The 17,234-nt window shown below is 72.4% G+C and carries 12 protein-coding genes and 1 pseudogene; 5 read left to right on the top strand and 8 right to left on the bottom strand.

Annotation, left to right across the window (positions count from 1 at the left end):
* The first annotated feature begins 14 nt into the window (after positions 1-14).
* Entirely contained in the window at positions 15-962 is a 948-nt protein-coding gene (locus ABT232_RS26250) for a DUF6397 family protein (protein ID WP_351844129.1), read from the top strand.
* A 17-nt stretch (positions 963-979) separates the two neighbouring features.
* On the opposite strand, the gene ABT232_RS26245 is transcribed toward ABT232_RS26250, so the two are convergent.
* On the bottom strand, positions 980-1,846 hold the full coding sequence (locus ABT232_RS26245; RefSeq protein ID WP_351844127.1) for an acyl-CoA thioesterase: 867 nt from the start codon (positions 1,844-1,846) through the stop codon (positions 980-982).
* Between the two features lie 19 nt (positions 1,847-1,865).
* Positions 1,866-4,379: a DEAD/DEAH box helicase gene (locus ABT232_RS26240; protein ID WP_351844125.1), complete on the bottom strand. Its 2,514-nt coding sequence runs from the start codon at positions 4,377-4,379 to the stop codon at positions 1,866-1,868.
* A gap of 145 nt (positions 4,380-4,524) precedes the next feature.
* On the opposite strand from ABT232_RS26240, the gene ABT232_RS26235 reads away from it, so the two are divergent.
* Positions 4,525-5,319, top strand: coding sequence for a metal-dependent hydrolase (locus ABT232_RS26235; protein ID WP_351844123.1), 795 nt, complete (start codon positions 4,525-4,527; stop codon positions 5,317-5,319).
* 38 nt (positions 5,320-5,357) lie between these two features.
* Here the strand turns inward: ABT232_RS26235 and ABT232_RS26230 are convergent, their stop codons facing one another.
* The 4 genes and pseudogenes from ABT232_RS26230 to ABT232_RS26215 form a co-directional block, all read right to left on the bottom strand.
* A complete protein-coding gene (locus tag ABT232_RS26230) occupies positions 5,358-5,615 on the bottom strand; it encodes a type B 50S ribosomal protein L31 (RefSeq protein ID WP_351844121.1) in 258 nt (85 codons plus the stop codon).
* 69 nt (positions 5,616-5,684) lie between these two features.
* Entirely contained in the window at positions 5,685-6,155 is a 471-nt protein-coding gene (locus ABT232_RS26225; protein ID WP_351844119.1) for a DUF5709 domain-containing protein, read from the bottom strand.
* Between the two features lie 1,065 nt (positions 6,156-7,220).
* Positions 7,221-9,002: an ABC transporter ATP-binding protein gene (locus tag ABT232_RS26220; protein ID WP_351844117.1), complete on the bottom strand. Its 1,782-nt coding sequence runs from the start codon at positions 9,000-9,002 to the stop codon at positions 7,221-7,223.
* Positions 8,999-10,670, bottom strand: a pseudogene (locus ABT232_RS26215) (ABC transporter transmembrane domain-containing protein). Before ABT232_RS26215 ends, ABT232_RS26220 begins: the two are co-directional and overlap by 4 nt.
* A 169-nt stretch (positions 10,671-10,839) precedes the next feature.
* Here ABT232_RS26215 and ABT232_RS26210 point away from each other — a divergent pair.
* Positions 10,840-12,486 (top strand): peptide-N4-asparagine amidase, encoded by a 1,647-nt coding sequence (locus ABT232_RS26210; RefSeq protein WP_351844115.1) that lies wholly within the window; start codon positions 10,840-10,842, stop codon positions 12,484-12,486.
* A gap of 169 nt (positions 12,487-12,655) precedes the next feature.
* On the opposite strand, the gene ABT232_RS26205 is transcribed toward ABT232_RS26210, so the two are convergent.
* Positions 12,656-13,105: a MarR family winged helix-turn-helix transcriptional regulator gene (locus tag ABT232_RS26205; protein ID WP_351844113.1), complete on the bottom strand. Its 450-nt coding sequence runs from the start codon at positions 13,103-13,105 to the stop codon at positions 12,656-12,658.
* 116 nt (positions 13,106-13,221) lie between these two features.
* On the opposite strand from ABT232_RS26205, the gene ABT232_RS26200 reads away from it, so the two are divergent.
* Both ABT232_RS26200 and mltG read left to right on the top strand, forming a co-directional pair.
* The gene (locus tag ABT232_RS26200; RefSeq protein ID WP_351844111.1) at positions 13,222-15,024 is read left to right on the top strand and encodes an ABC transporter ATP-binding protein; all 1,803 of its coding nucleotides are present in this window, start codon (positions 13,222-13,224) and stop codon (positions 15,022-15,024) included.
* Between the two features lie 43 nt (positions 15,025-15,067).
* Positions 15,068-15,907 carry an endolytic transglycosylase MltG gene (gene mltG / locus ABT232_RS26195; protein WP_351844109.1) on the top strand — a complete coding sequence of 280 codons (840 nt, stop codon included), beginning with the start codon at positions 15,068-15,070 and terminating at the stop codon, positions 15,905-15,907.
* Positions 15,908-15,919: 12 nt separating this feature from the next.
* On the opposite strand, the gene ABT232_RS26190 is transcribed toward mltG, so the two are convergent.
* The gene (locus ABT232_RS26190) at positions 15,920-16,996 is read right to left on the bottom strand and encodes an NAD(P)-binding domain-containing protein (RefSeq protein ID WP_351844107.1); all 1,077 of its coding nucleotides are present in this window, start codon (positions 16,994-16,996) and stop codon (positions 15,920-15,922) included.
* Between the last annotated feature and the right edge of the window lie 238 nt (positions 16,997-17,234).

Genomic DNA, 17,234 nt, shown 5'->3' with positions numbered 1-17,234 from the left:
CGGGGGAGACGACCATGTCAGGGAAGACCAGCGCGCCATCGAGCCACCTCACCTGGGCGCCGGGCCGGGCCGCCCGCGAACTCGGCCTGAAGCGCAGCGAGTTCGATCTGGCGGTCCACCTGGGCCGCATCCGGACGGTGCCCGACGAAGGCGGTGGAGGCCGCCGGGTGACCCGCGCCGAGATCGACCGGCTGCGTGCGACGGAAGGCTTCCCCGAAGCGTTCCTGGACGGCCTGCGGACCGTGGGCACCCGGGAGGCGGCGGCCGTCATGGGAGTGACGGAGCCCAGGTTCACCCGCCTCGCCCGCCTGGGGCTGGTGGTGCCGGTGCGCTTCTACGTGAACCGCTACCGGACCGTGGTCTGGCTCTATCTGGCCGAAGAGCTCCGTCAGTTCGCCGCGGACGAGAGGAACGCCCCGCTGATGAAGGGGCGCACACCGGAGAACCTGCGGGACCGGCTGACCGCCGGCCTGGACCTGCGGCCCCGGAACTGGCGGGGCCGCCATCTCGGATTCCTGCTCCGCATGGCCGACGACCCCTGGGAGCGCGCCGGGGCCGTCGCGGCCCTGCTCGACCCGGTGCGGATCGCCGAACTCGTCAAGGACCCCTACGAACGCGCCCACCTGCACCGGTTCCGACCCGATCCTCCGGCCCAGGGCCTGCCGGACTCACCGGCCGCCCAGCTCGCCGAGCGGATCACGACGGCGGAAGACCCCGACGAGATCGGCTGGCTGCGGGCCGACCTCACCCGCGCCCTCGAAGAAGCCCGCACCGCGCGACCCGCCCCGCGCCCGGCACCCCGGCAGACGGCACCAGGCACCGCGCCGCGTCCGCACCGGCGCCCGGATGGCCGCCGGCCCGATGCACGTCGACCGGATGCTCGTCGGCCGGAGGCGCCACCGGCGTCGCGGACGGAGCGGCGGCGCGGCCTGATGGCGTGGCTGCGCCGCACAAGCACCTGAGGGGGCGCGCTGCGCAGCTACAGCGCTCGGAACAGCCCTTCCTGGACGACGGACACCAGCAGGCGCCCCTCCAGGTCGTAGATCCGCCCGCGCGCCAGTCCCCGGCCGCCCGTCGCGATCGGCGACTCCTGGTCGTACAGGAACCACTCGTCGGCGCGGAACGGCCGGTGGAACCACATCGCGTGGTCCAAAGAGGCCATGTCGAAGCCCCGCGGCCCCCACAGCGGTTCCACGGGGATACGGACGGCGTCCAGCAGGGTCATGTCGCTGGCGTAGGTCAGCGCGCAGGTGTGCACCAGCGGATCGTCGCCCAGCGGCCCGACCGCCCGCATCCACACCGCGCTGCGCGGCTCGGCGCCCTGGACCTCCTCAGGCGTCCAGCGCAACCGGTCCACATAGCGGATGTCGAAGGGCTGGCGACGCGCCATCCGCTCCCACTGCTCGGGCAGCGCGCCCAGATGCTCACGGATCTCGTCGGTGACCGTCGGCAGGGACTCCGGGTCCGGAACCTTCCGGGCCGGCGGCAGCTGATGCTCGAAGCTCCCTACCTCAGGCTGGTGAAAGGAGGCGGTGAGATTGAAGATCGTGCGGCCCTGCTGCACGGCCGTGACCCGGCGGGTCGTGAACGACCGCCCGTCGCGGACCCGTTCCACCTGGTACACGATCGGCACGCCCGGCCGGCCCGGGCGCAGGAAGTACGCGTGCAGCGAGTGCACCGGGCGGTCGCCCTCCGTGGTGCGCCCGGCGGCGACCAGCGCCTGGCCGGCGACCTGGCCGCCGAAGACCCGCTGCAGCGACTCGTCGGGGCTGCGGCCACGGAAGATGTTGACCTCGATCTGCTCCAGGTCGAGCAGGTCGACCAGTCTCTCGGCCGGGTTCGTCATGGGTGCCTTTCTCCTGTGCTCACAGCTGGCCGACGTCGGTGACACGGACCACGGCACGGCCCTCCGCGTCGGAGGCCGTGAGATCGACCTCCGCGCTGATGCCCCAGTCGTGGTCGCCGTTCGGGTCGTCGAAGATCTGCCGCACGCGCCACAGGGCGTTCTGCGGCTCCTCCTCGATCAGCAGCAGCTTGGGACCACGGGCGTCCGGGCCGGTGCCCAGCTCCTCGTACTCGTCCCAGTACTTGTCCATCGCCTCGCCCCAGGCATCGGCGTCCCAGCCGGCCTCGGCGTCCAACTCGCCCAGCTCCACGACCTGGTCGAGCGCGGCCAGCTCGACCCGCCGGAACATCGCGTTGCGCACCAGGACGCGGAAGGCACGCGCGTTGGCGGTGACCGGCTTGACCTGGTCGGCCTTCTCCTGGGCCTCCTCGGCGGTCATCTCCTCCGGGTTGGCCAGCTGCTCCCACTCGTCGAGCAGGCTGGAGTCGACCTGGCGGACCATCTCGCCGAGCCATTCGATCAGGTCCTGAAGGTCCTCGGACTTCAGATCGTCCGGGACGGTGTGGTCGAGGGCCTTGTAGGCGCTCGCCAGGTACCGCAGCACGATGCCCTCGGTGCGGGCCAGCTCGTAGTGGGACACCAGCTCCGTGAAGGACAGCGCCCGCTCGTACATGTCCCGGATGACCGACTTCGGCGACAGCGGATGGTCACCGACCCAGGGGTGGCTCTTGCGGTAGGTGTCGTACGCGTGGGAGAGCAGCTCCTCCAGCGGCTTGGGGTAGGTGACGTCCTGGAGCCGCTCCATGCGCTCCTCGTACTCGACGCCGTCCGCCTTCATCGCGGCCACCGCCTCGCCGCGCGCCTTGTTCTGCTGGGCGGCGAGGATCTGCCGCGGGTCGTCCAAGGTGGACTCCACCACGGACACCATGTCCAGTGCGTACGACGGCGACTCCGGGTCCAGCAGCTCGAACGCCGCGAGCGCGAACGTGGACAGCGGCTGGTTCAGCGCGAAGTCCTGCTGGAGGTCCACGGTGAGCCGCACGATCCGGCCCTCGGCGTCCGGCTGGTCCAGCTTCTCGACGATGCCGCCGTCCAGCAGCGAGCGGTAGATCGCGATCGCGCGCCGGATGTGCCGCAGCTGCTGCTTGCGCGGCTCGTGGTTGTCCTCCAGCAGGTGCCGCATCGCCTCGAAGGCGTTGCCGGGCCGCGCGATCACCGACAGCAGCATGGTGTGCGTCACCCGGAAACGGGACGTCAGCGGCTCCGGCTCGGAGCCGATCAGCCTTTCGAAGGTGTCCTCCGACCACGCCACGAAACCCTCGGGCGCCTTCTTGCGGACCACCTTGCGGCGCTTCTTCGGGTCGTCGCCCGCCTTCGCGAGCGCCTTCTCGTTCTCGATGACGTGCTCCGGCGCCTGGGCGACGACGAAGCCCGCCGTGTCGAAGCCGGCCCGACCGGCGCGGCCCGCGATCTGGTGGAACTCGCGAGCGCGCAGCGTGCGCACCCGGCTGCCGTCGTACTTGGTGAGCGCCGTGAACATCACCGTGCGGATGGGCACGTTGACGCCGACGCCGAGCGTGTCGGTGCCGCAGATGACCTTCAGCAGACCGGCCTGCGCCAGCTTCTCCACCAGACGCCGGTACTTGGGCAGCATGCCGGCGTGGTGCACACCGATGCCGTGCCGCACGTAACGGGAGAGGTTGCGGCCGAACTTGGTGGTGAAGCGGAAGTTGCCGATCAGCTCGGCGATCCGCTCCTTCTCCTCGCGCGAGCACATGTTGATGCTCATCAACGCCTGAGCCCGCTCCACCGCCTGCGCCTGGGTGAAGTGCACGATGTACACGGGCGCCTGCTGGGTCTGCAGCAGTTCGGTCAGCGTCTCGGTGAGCGGCGTGCGGCGGTACTCGTAGGAGAGCGGAACCGGGCGGGTCGCCGAGCGGACCACCGAGGTCGGGCGGCCGGTGCGCCGCGCGAGGTCCTTCTCGAACATCGATACGTCGCCGAGCGTGGCCGACATCAGCACGAACTGCGCCTGCGGCAGCTCCAGCAGCGGGATCTGCCAGGCCCAACCGCGGTCCTGCTCCGCGTAGAAGTGGAACTCGTCCATGACGACCTGGCCGACGTCCGCGTGCTTGCCGTCGCGCAGCGCGATGGAGGCCAGCACCTCGGCCGTGCAGCAGATGACGGGGGCGTCGGCGTTGACGGACGCGTCGCCGGTCAGCATGCCGACGTTCTCGGTGCCGAAGAGCTTGCACAGCTCGAAGAACTTCTCCGAGACCAGCGCCTTGATCGGGGCGGTGTAGAAGGTGACCTCGTCCCGGGCCAGCGCGGCGAAGTGGGCACCGGCGGCGATCATGCTCTTGCCGGACCCGGTGGGCGTCGACACGATCACGTTCGCCCCCGAGACCACCTCGATCAGCGCCTCCTCCTGATGGGGGTAGAGCGTGAGACCGCGCTCCTGAGCCCACGACTCGAAGGCTTCGTACAGGGCGTCGGGGTCGGCGGTCGGCGGGAGACGATCGATGAGGGTCACGCCCCCATCTTGCCTGCCCCGCGACCCGATGCGGGAATCGGATGCCGACCCGAAGATCACGAACGCTACGCTGTGTCGCCGACGCGGCGTCGCCGCGCGGGGTCAACTGGACAGCGGCACACGAGGAACGGGGCGGGCAACGGCGATGATGGGACCAGCACACTCACTCTCCGGTGCCGCGGCCTGGCTCGGCGTCGGAGCGGCCACCACCGCCGCCGGCCACCCCATGCCCTGGCCGGTCCTGCTGGCCGGAGCGCTGATCTGCGCCGGCGCCGCACTCGCCCCGGACCTCGACCACAAGGCCGCGACCATCTCCCGAGCCTTCGGCCCGGTCTCGCGCGGCGTGTGCGAGATCGTCGACAAGCTGTCGTACGCCGTCTACAAGGCCACCAAGAAGCAGGGCGACCCGCGTCGCTCCGGCGGGCACCGCACGCTCACGCACACCTGGCTGTGGGCGGCGCTGATCGGCGGCGGCACCTCGGCGCTGGCGATCACCGGCGAGCGCTGGGCGGTGCTGGCGATCCTCTTCGTGCACATGGTGCTGGCGATCGAAGGCCTGCTGTGGCGGGCGACCCGTGGTTCCAGCAGCGACGTCCTGGTCTGGCTGCTCGCCGCGACCAGCGCGTGGATCATCGCCGGAGTGCTGGACAAGCCGGGCAACGGCTCGGACTGGCTGTTCACGGCACCGGGCCAGGAGTACCTGTGGCTGGGGCTGCCGGTGGTGCTCGGCGCACTGGTGCACGACATCGGGGACGCGCTGACCGTGTCCGGCTGCCCGATCCTGTGGCCGATCCCGGTGGGCCGCAAGCGCTGGTACCCGGTGGGCCCGCCGAAGGCCATGCGGTTCCGCGCGGGCAGCTGGGTCGAGCTCAAGGTGCTGATGCCGGCGTTCATGCTGCTCGGGGGAGTGGGCGGCGCGGCCGCGCTCAACGTCATCTGAGGCGGACCGGTTCCGTGGGCCGCGCCGGCCCGGCCGGTTCAGCTCTCCCGCGTCCCCTCGCCGTAGCGCCGCTCGAAGCGGGCGACGCGGCCCTCCGTGTCCACGGTGCGGGCCTTTCCGGTGTAGAAGGGGTGGCTCTCCGAGGAGATCTCCACATCCACGACTGGGTAGGTCTCGCCGTCGTCCCACTCGATGGTCTGCTCGCTGCTCGCGGTGGACCGGGTCAGGAAGGCGTAACCGGCGGCCCGGTCGCGGAAGACGACGGGGTGGTACTCGGGGTGCTTGTCCTGCTGCATGGATGCTCCAGGTGGGGCGAGGGAGGGGGCGGGGGCGGGGGCAGGGAAGTGGGTCCGGTGGGGGCCGGGTCAGCCGGACAGGGCGTCCTCGTCGACGATGTGCATCGCGGCCTCCTCGGCGGAGGCGGCGGCGCCGTCGATACCGACGTCCGTGGCGACGAGCGCGCTCTCCTCGTCCTCGTGCACGCCTTCGTCGGGGGCGACGAGACGGCCCGAGCGGGCGGCGCCGACCTCGTTGTCCAGCAGTTCGCCGTCGGTGCCCGAGCAGTCGCCGAGGTCGTCGCCGTCCGGCACGGCCAGCTCGGGCTGCTCCTCGGCCAGCCGCTGGTCCAGGGTCTCGCCGGCGTGGCGCTCGGCCGCCGTCACACCGGTGTGCTCCACGGCCCACGGCCGCTCAGGAGGGGACCAGCCCCGGTCGAGGGGATCGTCGACACCGTCGCGTTCGAGGGTGTCCTCCGAGTCGAGCAGCCCGGTGTCCTCGCGCTGGTCGGACGCGTCGGGCTGATAGACGTCGTCTCCCCATCCGTCGGCGCTGTTCACAGGTACCTCCAGGGAGTGGGGACGGGGTCGGCCCCACCATGGTGGGCGGTGGACCGCGACCGTCCGTGCCGGGGGCACAGGCCCCGCCCGCCACGGACTGCGGGCGCGCCCCCGAGCCGGTACCTCCGATATCCAGCCTTCCATCCCTGTTCGGCACCGCGCAACGGCAACGGGCCGGGGTGGGTGCACCGGGCGCCGGTCGCGGCTCGGTGGTGGCGGATGAGGCTCTGGTCGTGGCTGCGCTTGAGGTTGCGGTCGCGCTGGGACCGAACGCCGATGTCGGCGCCGGAGCCGGCGAGTGCCTGCGGCTGTGGGGACGGCGCGGGAACCGCCACTCCGACGCGTCCGCGCCGAAGCCGGCGAGCGCCTGCGGCTGTGAGGACGGCGCCGGAACCGCCGCCCCAAGGCGTCCGCGCCGGCGCCGGCGTGACCGTCACGGCCGTCCGCTCGCGGGGCCGGCCCGACACCGTGGAGTCGCCGCTGTGCCGGTCCGAGAGGCCGGTGTCAGCTTGCGGCGCGGGCCTGACACGGCGGTTCCGTCGTTCCGCCGCTGCGGAGGGCCGGGGCTCGCCGGTGTCCGTCGCGGTGTCGGCCCTGCACCGTGGATCCGCTGCTGCGTCGGGCCGAGGCCGCTGTCCGTTCGCGGCGCCGGCCCGACGCCGTGAAGTCGCGCCGGGCCTGGCCGCGGGGCCGGTGTCAGCTTGCGTTTAGCGGAGGCGACACGGTGGCTCCGCCGCTGCGGAGGGCCGAGGCGCGCCGGTGTCCACACGCGGCACCAGCCTCACACCGCTATTCCGTCGTTGCGTCGGGCCGGGGCTCGCCGGTGTCCGCTCGCGGCACCAGCCTCACACCGCGATTCCGCCGCTGCGTCGGGCCGAGGCTCGCCGGTGTTTACACGCGGCACCAGCCCCACACCCCGGATCCGCCGCTGCCCCCGGCAGAGGCAGGTGTCCGCTCGCGGTACCGGCCTGCCCCACAGTGCGAATCCGCCGCCGTGCCGTGCCGAGGCCGACGTCCGTCCGAGGGCTGCCCGGCGGACACCGGCCGTCGTCACGCACCCGTGTCTCAGCCGTGCCAGGACCTCCACAGCGCCGCGTACGCGCCGTCCGCGGCGACCAGCTCCGCGTGGCTGCCCATCTCGCTGATCCTGCCGTCCTCGACGACGGCGATGACGTCGGCGTCGTGGGCGGTGTGCAGGCGGTGGGCGATGGCGACGACGGTGCGGCCGTCCAGGACCCGGGCCAGGGACCGTTCCAGATGGCGGGCGGCGCGTGGATCGAGCAGGGAGGTCGCCTCGTCCAGCACCAGCGTGTGCGGGTCGGCCAGCACCAGCCGGGCCAGCGCGATCTGCTGGGCCTGCGCCGGGGTGAGCGCGAGCCCGCCCGAGCCGACCTCGGTGTCCAGGCCCTCGTCCAGGGCGCGTGCCCACCCGTCCGCGTCCACCGCGCCGAGCGCCGCCCACAGCTCCGCGTCCTCGGCGTCGGTGCGGGCGAGCAGGAGGTTGTCGCGCAGGGAGCCCACGAAGACGTGGTGTTCCTGGTTGACCAGGGCCACATGGGAGCGGACCCGCTCGGCGGGCATCCGGGAAAGCTCGGCGCCGCCCAGGGTGATCCGGCCGTCCCGGGGCGCGTAGATCCCGGCGAGCAGCCGGCCCAGGGTGGACTTGCCCGCGCCCGAGGGGCCCACCAGGGCCAGCCGGGTGCCGGGGGCGACCTCCAGGGACACCTTGCGCAGGACGTCCACGCCCTCGCGGTAGCCGAAGTGCACGCGGTCGGCGTGGACGTCCCGCCCGTCGGGTCGCACGGAGTCGTCCCCGGTGGCCTGCTCGATGTCGCGGACGCCGACCAGCCGGGCCAGCGACACCTGGGCCACCTGGAGCTCGTCGTACCAGCGCAGGATCAGTCCGACCGGGTCGACCAGCATCTGGGCGATCAGTGCGCCGGTGGTCAGCTGCCCCACCCCGATCCAGCCCTCCAGGACGAACACTCCGCCGACCATGAGCACCGAGCCGAGGACCGTCACATGGGTGAGGTTGATGACCGGGAAGAGCACCGACCGCAGCCACAGCGTGTAGCGCTCCCAGGCCGTCCACTCGCGGATCCGCTGCTCCGAGAGCGCGACGCGGCGCCGGCCGAGCCGGTGCGCCTCGACGGTGTGTCCGGCGTCGACGGTCTCGGCGAGCGCGGCGGCGACGGCGGCGTACCCGGCGGCTTCGGACCGGTAGGCGGAGGGTGCCCGGCGGAAGTACCAGCGGCAGCCGACCACCAGCAGCGGCAGGGCGAGCAGCACCGCGGCGGCCAGCGGCGGTGCGGTGACGACCAGTCCGCCGAGCAGCAGCGCGGCCCAGACCACGCCGATCGCCAGCTGGGGCACGGCCTCGCGCATGGCGTTGGCGAGCCGGTCGATGTCGGTGGTGATGCGGGAGAGCAGATCGCCGGTGCCGGCCCGCTCCAGCACGCCCGGCGGCAGCCCGACCGAGCGGACGAGGAAGTCCTCGCGCAGATCGGCCAGCATTCGTTCACCGAGCGTCGCGCCGCGCAGCCGTACCTCGCGTACGAACGCGGCCTGGACGACCAGTGCCGCGACGAACAGCGACGCGGTGAGGCCCAGGTGCAGCTCGCGGGCCTGGTCGGACACGCGCTCGACGAGCCCGCCCAGCAGGTAGGGGCCGGCCATGGAGGCCACCACGGCGACGGTGTTGACGCCGATGAGGAGCAGGAAGGCACGCCGGTGCCGGCGGAACAGCTCGGTCACGTAGGCGCGGACGGTCGCGGGGGCGCCGACGGGCAGGGTCTCCGCCGTCGTCGGGGCCGCCGGGTCGTACGCCGGTGGCGCCACGCCGATCATGCGGTCTCCTCGATCTCTTCGAGTCGGTCCAGTTCGTCCAGTTCATCCAGTTTGTTCAGCTGGTTCAGCCGGCTCAGGTCGTTGATGTCGTCGAGCTGGTTCAGCCGGGCGTCGGCGGTGGCGGCCTGCTGCTCGGCGGTGGCGGCCTGCTCCTCGTCCGTCTCGCGGGTCACCACCGCGCGGTACCGCGGGTCCTCGTGCACCAGCACGCGGTGCGGTCCGACCGCCGCGACCCGGCCCTCGTGCACCAGGACCACCTGGTCAGCGCGGTCCAGCAACAGGGGCGAGGAGGTGAACACGACGGTCGTGCGGCCGTCGCGCAGGCTTCGCAGGCCCTCCGCGATCCGTGCCTCGGTGTGCGAGTCGACGGCGGAGGTCGGCTCGTCCAGGACGAGCACCTGCGGGTCGGTGACGAGTGACCGGGCCAGCGCGAGCCGCTGGCGCTGGCCGCCCGAGAGGGACCGGCCGCGTTCGGTGATCCGCGCGTCCATCGGGTCCTCGGCGGCCAGTGAGCCCTGCGCGAGCGCCGCCAGCACGTCCTCGCACTGCGCGGCCGACAGCGCCTGGGCGGCGCCGACCGCACCCGAGGCGGGTACGTCGAGGAGTTCGCGCAGGGTGCCCGAGAGCAGCACCGGGTCCTTGTCCTGGACGAGGACGGCCGTCCGCGCGGTGTCCAGCGGCAGTTCGTCCAGCGGTACGTCGCCGAGCAGCACGGACGTGCCGGCCTCGGAGGCGTGCCCGCCCAGCCGCTCGGCCAGCCGTCCCGCCGCGTCCGGGTCGCCGCACACCACGGCGGTGAGCCGTCCGGCCCACGGTGATCCGGCCGTCGCGGGCGAGATGGACGCCGTACACGACCACCGAGATGAGCAGCAGTCCGGGCAGCAGGACCTGGATCGCCGAGATCAGCGACCACATCCGGGCGCTGCGCACGGCCGCGTGGCGGACCTCCTGGGAGGCGCGGCGGTAGCGGTCGAGGAACAGTTCCTCGCCGCCGATGCCGCGCAGCACCCGCAACCCGGCCACGGTGTCGGAGGCCAGCTCGGTGGCCCGTCCGGCCTTCTCGCGCTGGACGTCGGCCCGGCGGGTGGCGCGGGGCAGCAGCGGCAGCACCGCGAGTGCCAGCACAGGCAGGCCCACCGCCACCACCACGCCGAGCGTGGGCTGGTAGACGACGAGGCCGACGGCGACCAGGACGACGGTGACGGCGGCCGCGGTGAACCGGGACACGGCCTCCACGAACCAGCCGATCTTCTCCACGTCGCCGGTGGAGACGGCCACGACCTCGCCGGCCGCGACCCGCCGGGTCAGCGCCGAGCCGAGCTGTGCGGCCTTGCGGGCGAGCAGTTGCTGGACGCGGGCGGCGGCGGTGATCCAGTTGGTGACGGCGGCGCGGTGCAGGAAGGTGTCGCCGACGGCGACGCCGATGCCGCACAGCGCGAGCAGCCCGCCCGCGAGGGCGAGCCGGGAGCCGGAGCGGTCGACGACGGCCTGGACGGCGAAGCCGACGCAGAAGGGCAGCGCGGAGACGGAGAGGAAGTGCAACAGGCCCCAGGCCAGCGACTTCAGCTGGCCGCCCAGTTGGTTCCGGCCGAGCCACCAGAGGAATCGGGGCCCCGAGCGCGCGTCCGGCACACCCGGGTCGGGATACGGAAGGTCTTGGATCTGCATGACGTCCCAGTGGCTCGTGTCAGGGGGTGAACTGCGAGAGCAAACCGTGAAAGGTTCGCGTCACCGCCTGGCCGATAGCAAACGGTTTTCCACGCGACCGCACAGAATCGGCAACCCGCGGCCGGGTGCCTCATTGCCGCCGCGGCCGAACCGCCGTAGAACTCCCGCCATGAGACCACGCTTTATCATGTCCATGCTCACAGGGGCGACCCTCCTGGCGGGCACCCTGCTGGGCACCGCACCCGCCGAAGCGGCGGACGTCCCGGCCGAGTTCGGCACCGACTGGCACGACCCCGTCACCGCCGCCCCGCCCGTCGCCAGGCCGGACACGAAGTCCTGCGACATCACCCTCGCCGAGGCGCGGTTCCGCGACTTCACGCCGTACCGCGGCACCTACACCCCGCCCAAAGGGTGCGGCGACCGCTGGAGCAAGGTCGTGCTGCGCCTCGACGGCACGGTCAAGGGGCGGCAGTACGACCGTCTGGGGCATCTGAGCGTCGGCGGCGTGGAGATCCTGCGCACCTCGACCCCGCAGCCGTCGCCCGACGGCATCGCGTGGTCGGTGGAGAAGGACGTCACCCGCTACAGCGACACCCTCCGCCGCGCCCAGGACGTCGAGATGCTGATCGGCAACGTCGTCGACGACACCTACACGGGCGTCATCGACGTCACGGTGACCCTGACCTTCTACGCCGCCGGGCCCGTCCCACCCGCCGCACAGCTCGACCCCTCCGCCAGCGCACCCGTCGACCAGGGCACACCGGACCGCGTCCTCACCCTCACCGGCGCCTCCACCCTCACCACTCCCCGCAACAGCGAACGCGTGGTCGCCGAGGTGTACGCCACCGGCTCCGGAGGCGGCTGCGAGGAGTACTGGTATCTGACGGTGCCGCCCGCCGCGCCGTACTCCTGCCAGGCCGACGGCGGCCCCTACCGGGAGGTGGAGATCCGGGTCGACGGACAACTGGCCGGAATTGCCGCGCCGTTCCCGACCGTGTGGACCGGCGGCTGGTCCAACCCGTTCCTCTGGTACGTCGTCCCGGGCCCGCGCGCCTTCGACATCAAGCCGATCACCTACGACCTGACTCCCTTCGCCGGACTCCTCAACGACGGCCGCCCGCACCGGGTCGACGTCTCCGTCGCCGGGGTGCCCGAGGGCCGCCCCGGCTGGAGCACGCCCGTCAACGTCCTGGTCTGGCAGGACGAGAGGCGCGCCCATGTGCCGGGAGCGCTCACCGTGCACGAGGCGGGCGAGCGGACGAACTCCTCGGCGTACACACCGGGCCCGGGGCCGGAGCACCGGGTGGACACCCGCGGTGCGCACCGGCTGACCGTCGCCGGGTACGTCGACACCTCGCACGGCCGGGTCGCCACCACCGTCCGCCGCGCGCTCGGGCACACCTCCGCGCATCGCTGGACCGACGGCGAGAGCGTGGACGCGCTCGACGCCGAGTGGACGGACGGCGAGACGGTGACCGTCGACGGACGCGGACCGGCCCGGACGACGCGCATCCAGCGGACGTACACCATGGACGGCACCACCACCCTCGGCGCGGCGGACCGGCTGCGCACGGTGCTGACGCTGGGCGACCGGGCGACGGCCGTAGTCACGCGGGACGGCCGGCGCACCGCGTGGTCACGGCTCGACGACACCTACACCGGCGACGCCACCTACACCGTGAACGTGCCGCGCGACCAGCGGCACGCCGTCGGCATCACGAGCGAGCGCTACCGGCTGTACGGCTCGGCGGGCTGTCACGACCGCACGCTGAGGACGGAGCAGGGTGTGCTCACGGAGGACCGCCTGGCCTGCTGAAGCGCAGCAGCGGCAGGCAGAGGCGGCGGCGCACGGACAGCCACAGCCCCCACCCGGTGGGCCCGGCGCGGCCCACCGGGCGGGCGGACCACTCAGCAGATCCGCTCGGCCCCATGGGCGATGGGCGATGGGCGATGGGCGATGGGCGATGGGCGGGCCGGCGGGCCTCTCAGCAGGTCCGCTCGGCGCCGCCGTCCACCAAGGTGTCCAGCAGACTCGCGAGCACCTCCCGTTGATCCCCCGTCAGCGGCGCCAGGATCTCGTCCGCCGCCGACAGTCGCGCTCCGCGCAGTTCGCCCAGCGCCTTGAGGCCGTCGTCCGTCAGCTCTATGCGGATCACCCGGCGGTTCGCCGGATCCGGCACCCGGCGCACCTTTCCGTGCGCCTCCAGCCCGTCGACCAGTGTGGTCACGGCCCGCGGCACGACCTCCAGGCGCTCGGCCAGATCCGCCATGCGGGGCGGCGAGCCGTAGTGCGCGAGGGTGCGCAGCAGCCGGGACTGGGCCGGGGTGATGCCCAGGCCGCGCTGCTCCAGATGACGCTTCTGGATGCGGTGCACCCGGCGGGTCAGCCGCAGCAGCTGCTCGGCGAGCAGAGCGTCCGGATCGGGGGTGGTCATACGGGAACAATATCAGGATGCCGTTCATTGTGAGTATAGGTAACAATGAGCTACGATCCTCAATCGTCCCGGCGGGCCGCCCCCGTCCGGCTCGCCGCCCACCTCCGTAGGAGCCCATGCACCCCGACAACGAACCCGCCTGGAGCCCGCCCGCCGACGCCAAGGAACAGCCCCGGCAGGTGCGCCGCATCCTCGCGCTCTTCCGCCCCTACCGCGGCCGCCTCGCCATCGTCGGCCTGCTGGTCGGCGCCTCCTCGGTGGTCTCGGTCGCCACCCCGTTCCTGCTGAAGGCGATCCTCGACGTCGCACTGCCCCAGCAGCGCACCGGCCTGCTCACCCTGCTCGCCCTCGGCATGATCCTCAGCGCCGTCCTGACGAGCGTCTTCGGCGTGCTGCAGACCCTGATCTCCACCACCGTCGGCCAGCGCGTCATGCACGACCTGCGCACCGCGGTCTACGGCCGCCTCCAGCGCATGTCGCTCGCCTTCTTCACCCGCACCCGCACCGGCGAGGTCCAGTCCCGCATCGCCAACGACATCGGCGGCATGCAGGCGACCGTCACCTCCACCGCGACCTCGCTGGTCTCCAACCTCACCGGCGTGATCGCCACGATCGTCGCGATGATCGCCCTGGACTGGCGGCTGACCGTGGTCTCGCTGCTCCTGCTGCCGGTCTTCGTGTGGATCAGCCGCCGCGTGGGCAACGAACGCCGGAAGATCACCACCCAGCGCCAGAAGCAGATGGCCACGATGGCGGCCACGGTCACCGAGTCGCTGTCCGTCAGCGGGATCCTGCTCGGCCGCACCATGGGTCGCGCCGAGTCGCTGACGAAGTCCTTCGGGGACGAGTCGGAGCGCCTGGTCGACCTGGAGGTCCGGGCCAACATGGCGGGCCGCTGGCGGATGGCGGTCATCACCATCGTCATGGCCGCCCTGCCCGCGGTCATCTACTGGACCGCCGGCCTCGCCCTGACCATGGGCGGCCCGGACGTCTCGCTCGGCACGATCGTCGCGTTCGTCTCCCTCCAGCAGGGCCTGTTCCGCCCGACCGTCAGCCTCCTCGGCACCGGCGTGCAGATCCAGACCTCGCTCGCGCTCTTCCAGCGGATCTTCGAGTATCTGGACCTGCCGATCGACATCACCGAGCGGGAACGCCCGGTCCGCCTCGACAAGGTCCGCGGCGAGGTCCGCTTCGAGAACGTGGAGTTCCGCTACGACGGCAAGGGCGCCCCCGTCCTCGACGGCATCGACCTGACCGTCCCGGCCGGCGGCAGTCTCGCGATCGTCGGCCCGACCGGCGCCGGGAAGTCCACGCTCGGCTATCTGGTGCCGCGGCTGTACGACGTGACCGGCGGCCGGGTCACCCTCGACGGGGTCGACGTACGCGACCTGGACTTCGATACCCTCGCGCGCGCGGTCGGCGTCGTCTCCCAGGAGACGTACCTCTTCCACGCGAGCGTCGCCGACAACCTGCGCTTCGCCAAGCCGGACGCCACCGACGAGGAGCTGCACGCGGCGGCCCGCGCGGCACAGATCCACGACCACATCGCCGGCCTGCCCGACGGCTACGACACCGTGGTCGGCGAGCGCGGCCACCGTTTCTCCGGCGGTGAGAAGCAGCGCCTGGCCATCGCCCGCACCATCCTGCGCGACCCGCCGGTGCTGATCCTCGACGAGGCGACCAGCGCCCTCGACACCGGCACCGAGCACGCCGTGCAGCAGGCGATCGACGCGCTCTCGGCGGGCCGCACCACGCTCACCATCGCGCACCGCCTGTCCACCATCCGCGGCGCCGACCAGATCGTGGTCCTCGACTCCGGCCACGCGGTCGAACGGGGTACGCACGAGGAGCTGTTGGCGCGGGAGGGCAGCTATGCGGCACTGGTCCGCCAGGACGCCCAACTCGAGCCGACAAGCTGAAGATATGCCGGGATTGTGACGATATGCGGGTTACCGTGCCCGCATGCAGATGAACACTCCGTCACGGAGCACGATTCGACTGACGCGCCGGGGCCGCCTGGCCCTCATCGCGGCCGGAGCCGTCGTGGCCGGCACCGCCGTGGCGGTGCCGCTGCTGACCCTGCAGGACGAGGAGGAGAAGAAGCCCACGTCCCTGACCATTCCCGAGGGCTGGCGCGCCGGACAGGTCTACGAAGCCGTCGACGACATCCTCGAACTGCCGCCGGGGACCACCAAGAAATCGTTGACCAAGGCCGATCTGAAGCTGCCGATCGACGCCGAGGGCAACCCTGAGGGCTACCTCTTCCCGGCGACCTATCCCCTCACCGAGCAGACCACCCCCGAAGCGCTGCTCACCTCGATGGTCGACACCGCGAACAAGAAGTTCAACGGCGCCCCGATCGCCGCCGGCGCACAGCGCAACGCCATGAACGTCTACCAGGCCGTCACCATCGCCAGCATCGTCCAGGCCGAGGCCGCCACCAAGGAGGACATGGGCAAGGTGGCCCGGGTGATCTTCAACCGGCTGGAGCGCGGCATGCCCCTCCAGATGGACTCCACCATCAACTACGCGCTGAACCGGGCCACGCTGAAGACCACGCTGGACGACACCCGCATCGAGAGCCCTTACAACTCGTACCAGCGCATGGGTCTGCCTCCCACGCCGATCGACAACCCCGGCGAGGAAGCGGTGCGCGCCGCCATCAGCCCCACGCCCGGCGACTGGCTGTACTTCGTCACGGTCAGACCGGGGGAGACCCGCTTCACCGCCGACTACGCCGAGCACGAGCGCAACGTGGCCGAGTTCAACGCCGAGCAGAAGAGCCGGAGCCCTCAGCCGTGAGCCGACGGGACATCACGCCGCGACCGGCTCCCCGGCCAGCAGACGCCTGATGTCCCGCACGGCCGAGCGCCCCGCCCGGTTGGCGCCGATGGTGCTCGCCGACGGGCCGTAGCCCACGAGGTGGATCCGCGGATCGGCGACCGCGCGCGTCCCGTCGATCCGGACACCGCCGCCCGGCTCGCGCAGCCTGAGCGGTGTCAGATGGTCGAGGGCGGCCCGGAACCCGGTCGCCCACAGGATCACATCGGCCGCCACCCGCCTGCCGTCCTGCCACGCCACCCCGTCCGGGGTGATCCGGTCGAACATCGGCTGCCGGTCCAGCACCCCGTCCGCCAGGCCGCGCCGGATCGCGTCGTTCAGCGGCAGCCCGGTGACCGACACCACACTCCTCGGCGGCAGCCCTTGCCGCACCCGCTCCTCGACCAGCGCCACCGCCGCGCGGCCCGCGCCCTCGTCGAACGGGCCCTCCCGAAAGACCGGCGGCCGGCGGGTCACCCAGGTGGTGGCCGCCGCGTACGGCGCGATCTCCAGCAGATGCTGCGTCCCGGAGGCACCGCCGCCCACCACGATCACCCGCAGCCCGGCGAACTCCTCGGGCCCCGGGTACTGCGCGGTGTGCAACTGCCGCCCGCGGAAACCCTCCTGGCCGGGATAGCGCGGCCAGAACGGGCGGTCCCAGGTGCCGGTCGCGTTGATCAGCGCCCGCGTCGCCCACGTGCCCGCCGAGGTCTCCACCAGCAGCCGCCCGTCCGGGCCCTCGCGGACGGCCCGCACATCGACGGGACGCCGCACCCGCAGGTCGAACGTCTCCTCGTAGCGCGCGAAGTACTCGCCGATGACCTCCGACGACGGCCGCGCCGGATCCGCCCCCGTCAGCTCCATGCCCGGCAGCGCGTGCATCCCGTGCACCTTGCCGTACGTCAGCGACGGCCACCGGAACTGCCAGGCGCCGCCCGGGCCGGGGGAGTGGTCCAGCACCACGAAGTCACGGCCCGGCTCGAACCCGGTCCGACGCAGGTGAAAGGCACCGGCCAACCCGGCCTGCCCGGCGCCTATGACGACAACCTCGACCTCACGTGCGGTGTCCACGCCCTCCCCAACAGCGGCGAGGGCGCGGATCTTCCCGGCGGTCGGGGGACGGGCTGGGTGCTGGGTCCGGGCCGGTGCTGGTGCTGGGGCACGGGCTGGTGTCGTGGTCGCCCGGCACGGGCCGGTGCTGGTGCTGGGGCACGGGCTGGTGTCGTGGTCGCCCGGCACGGGCCGGTGCTGGGGTCCGGGCGGGGGCTGGTGTCGTGGTCGCCCGGCACGGGCCGGTGCTGGGGTCCGG

Origin of the sequence: Streptomyces sp. NPDC001532, assembly GCF_040298625.1 — a bacterium.
In the GTDB taxonomy this organism is placed as follows: Bacteria; Actinomycetota; Actinomycetes; order Streptomycetales; family Streptomycetaceae; genus Streptomyces.
The sequence above is the reverse complement of the archived record's forward strand: the minus strand, read 5'-3'. Positions and strand labels throughout refer to the sequence as shown.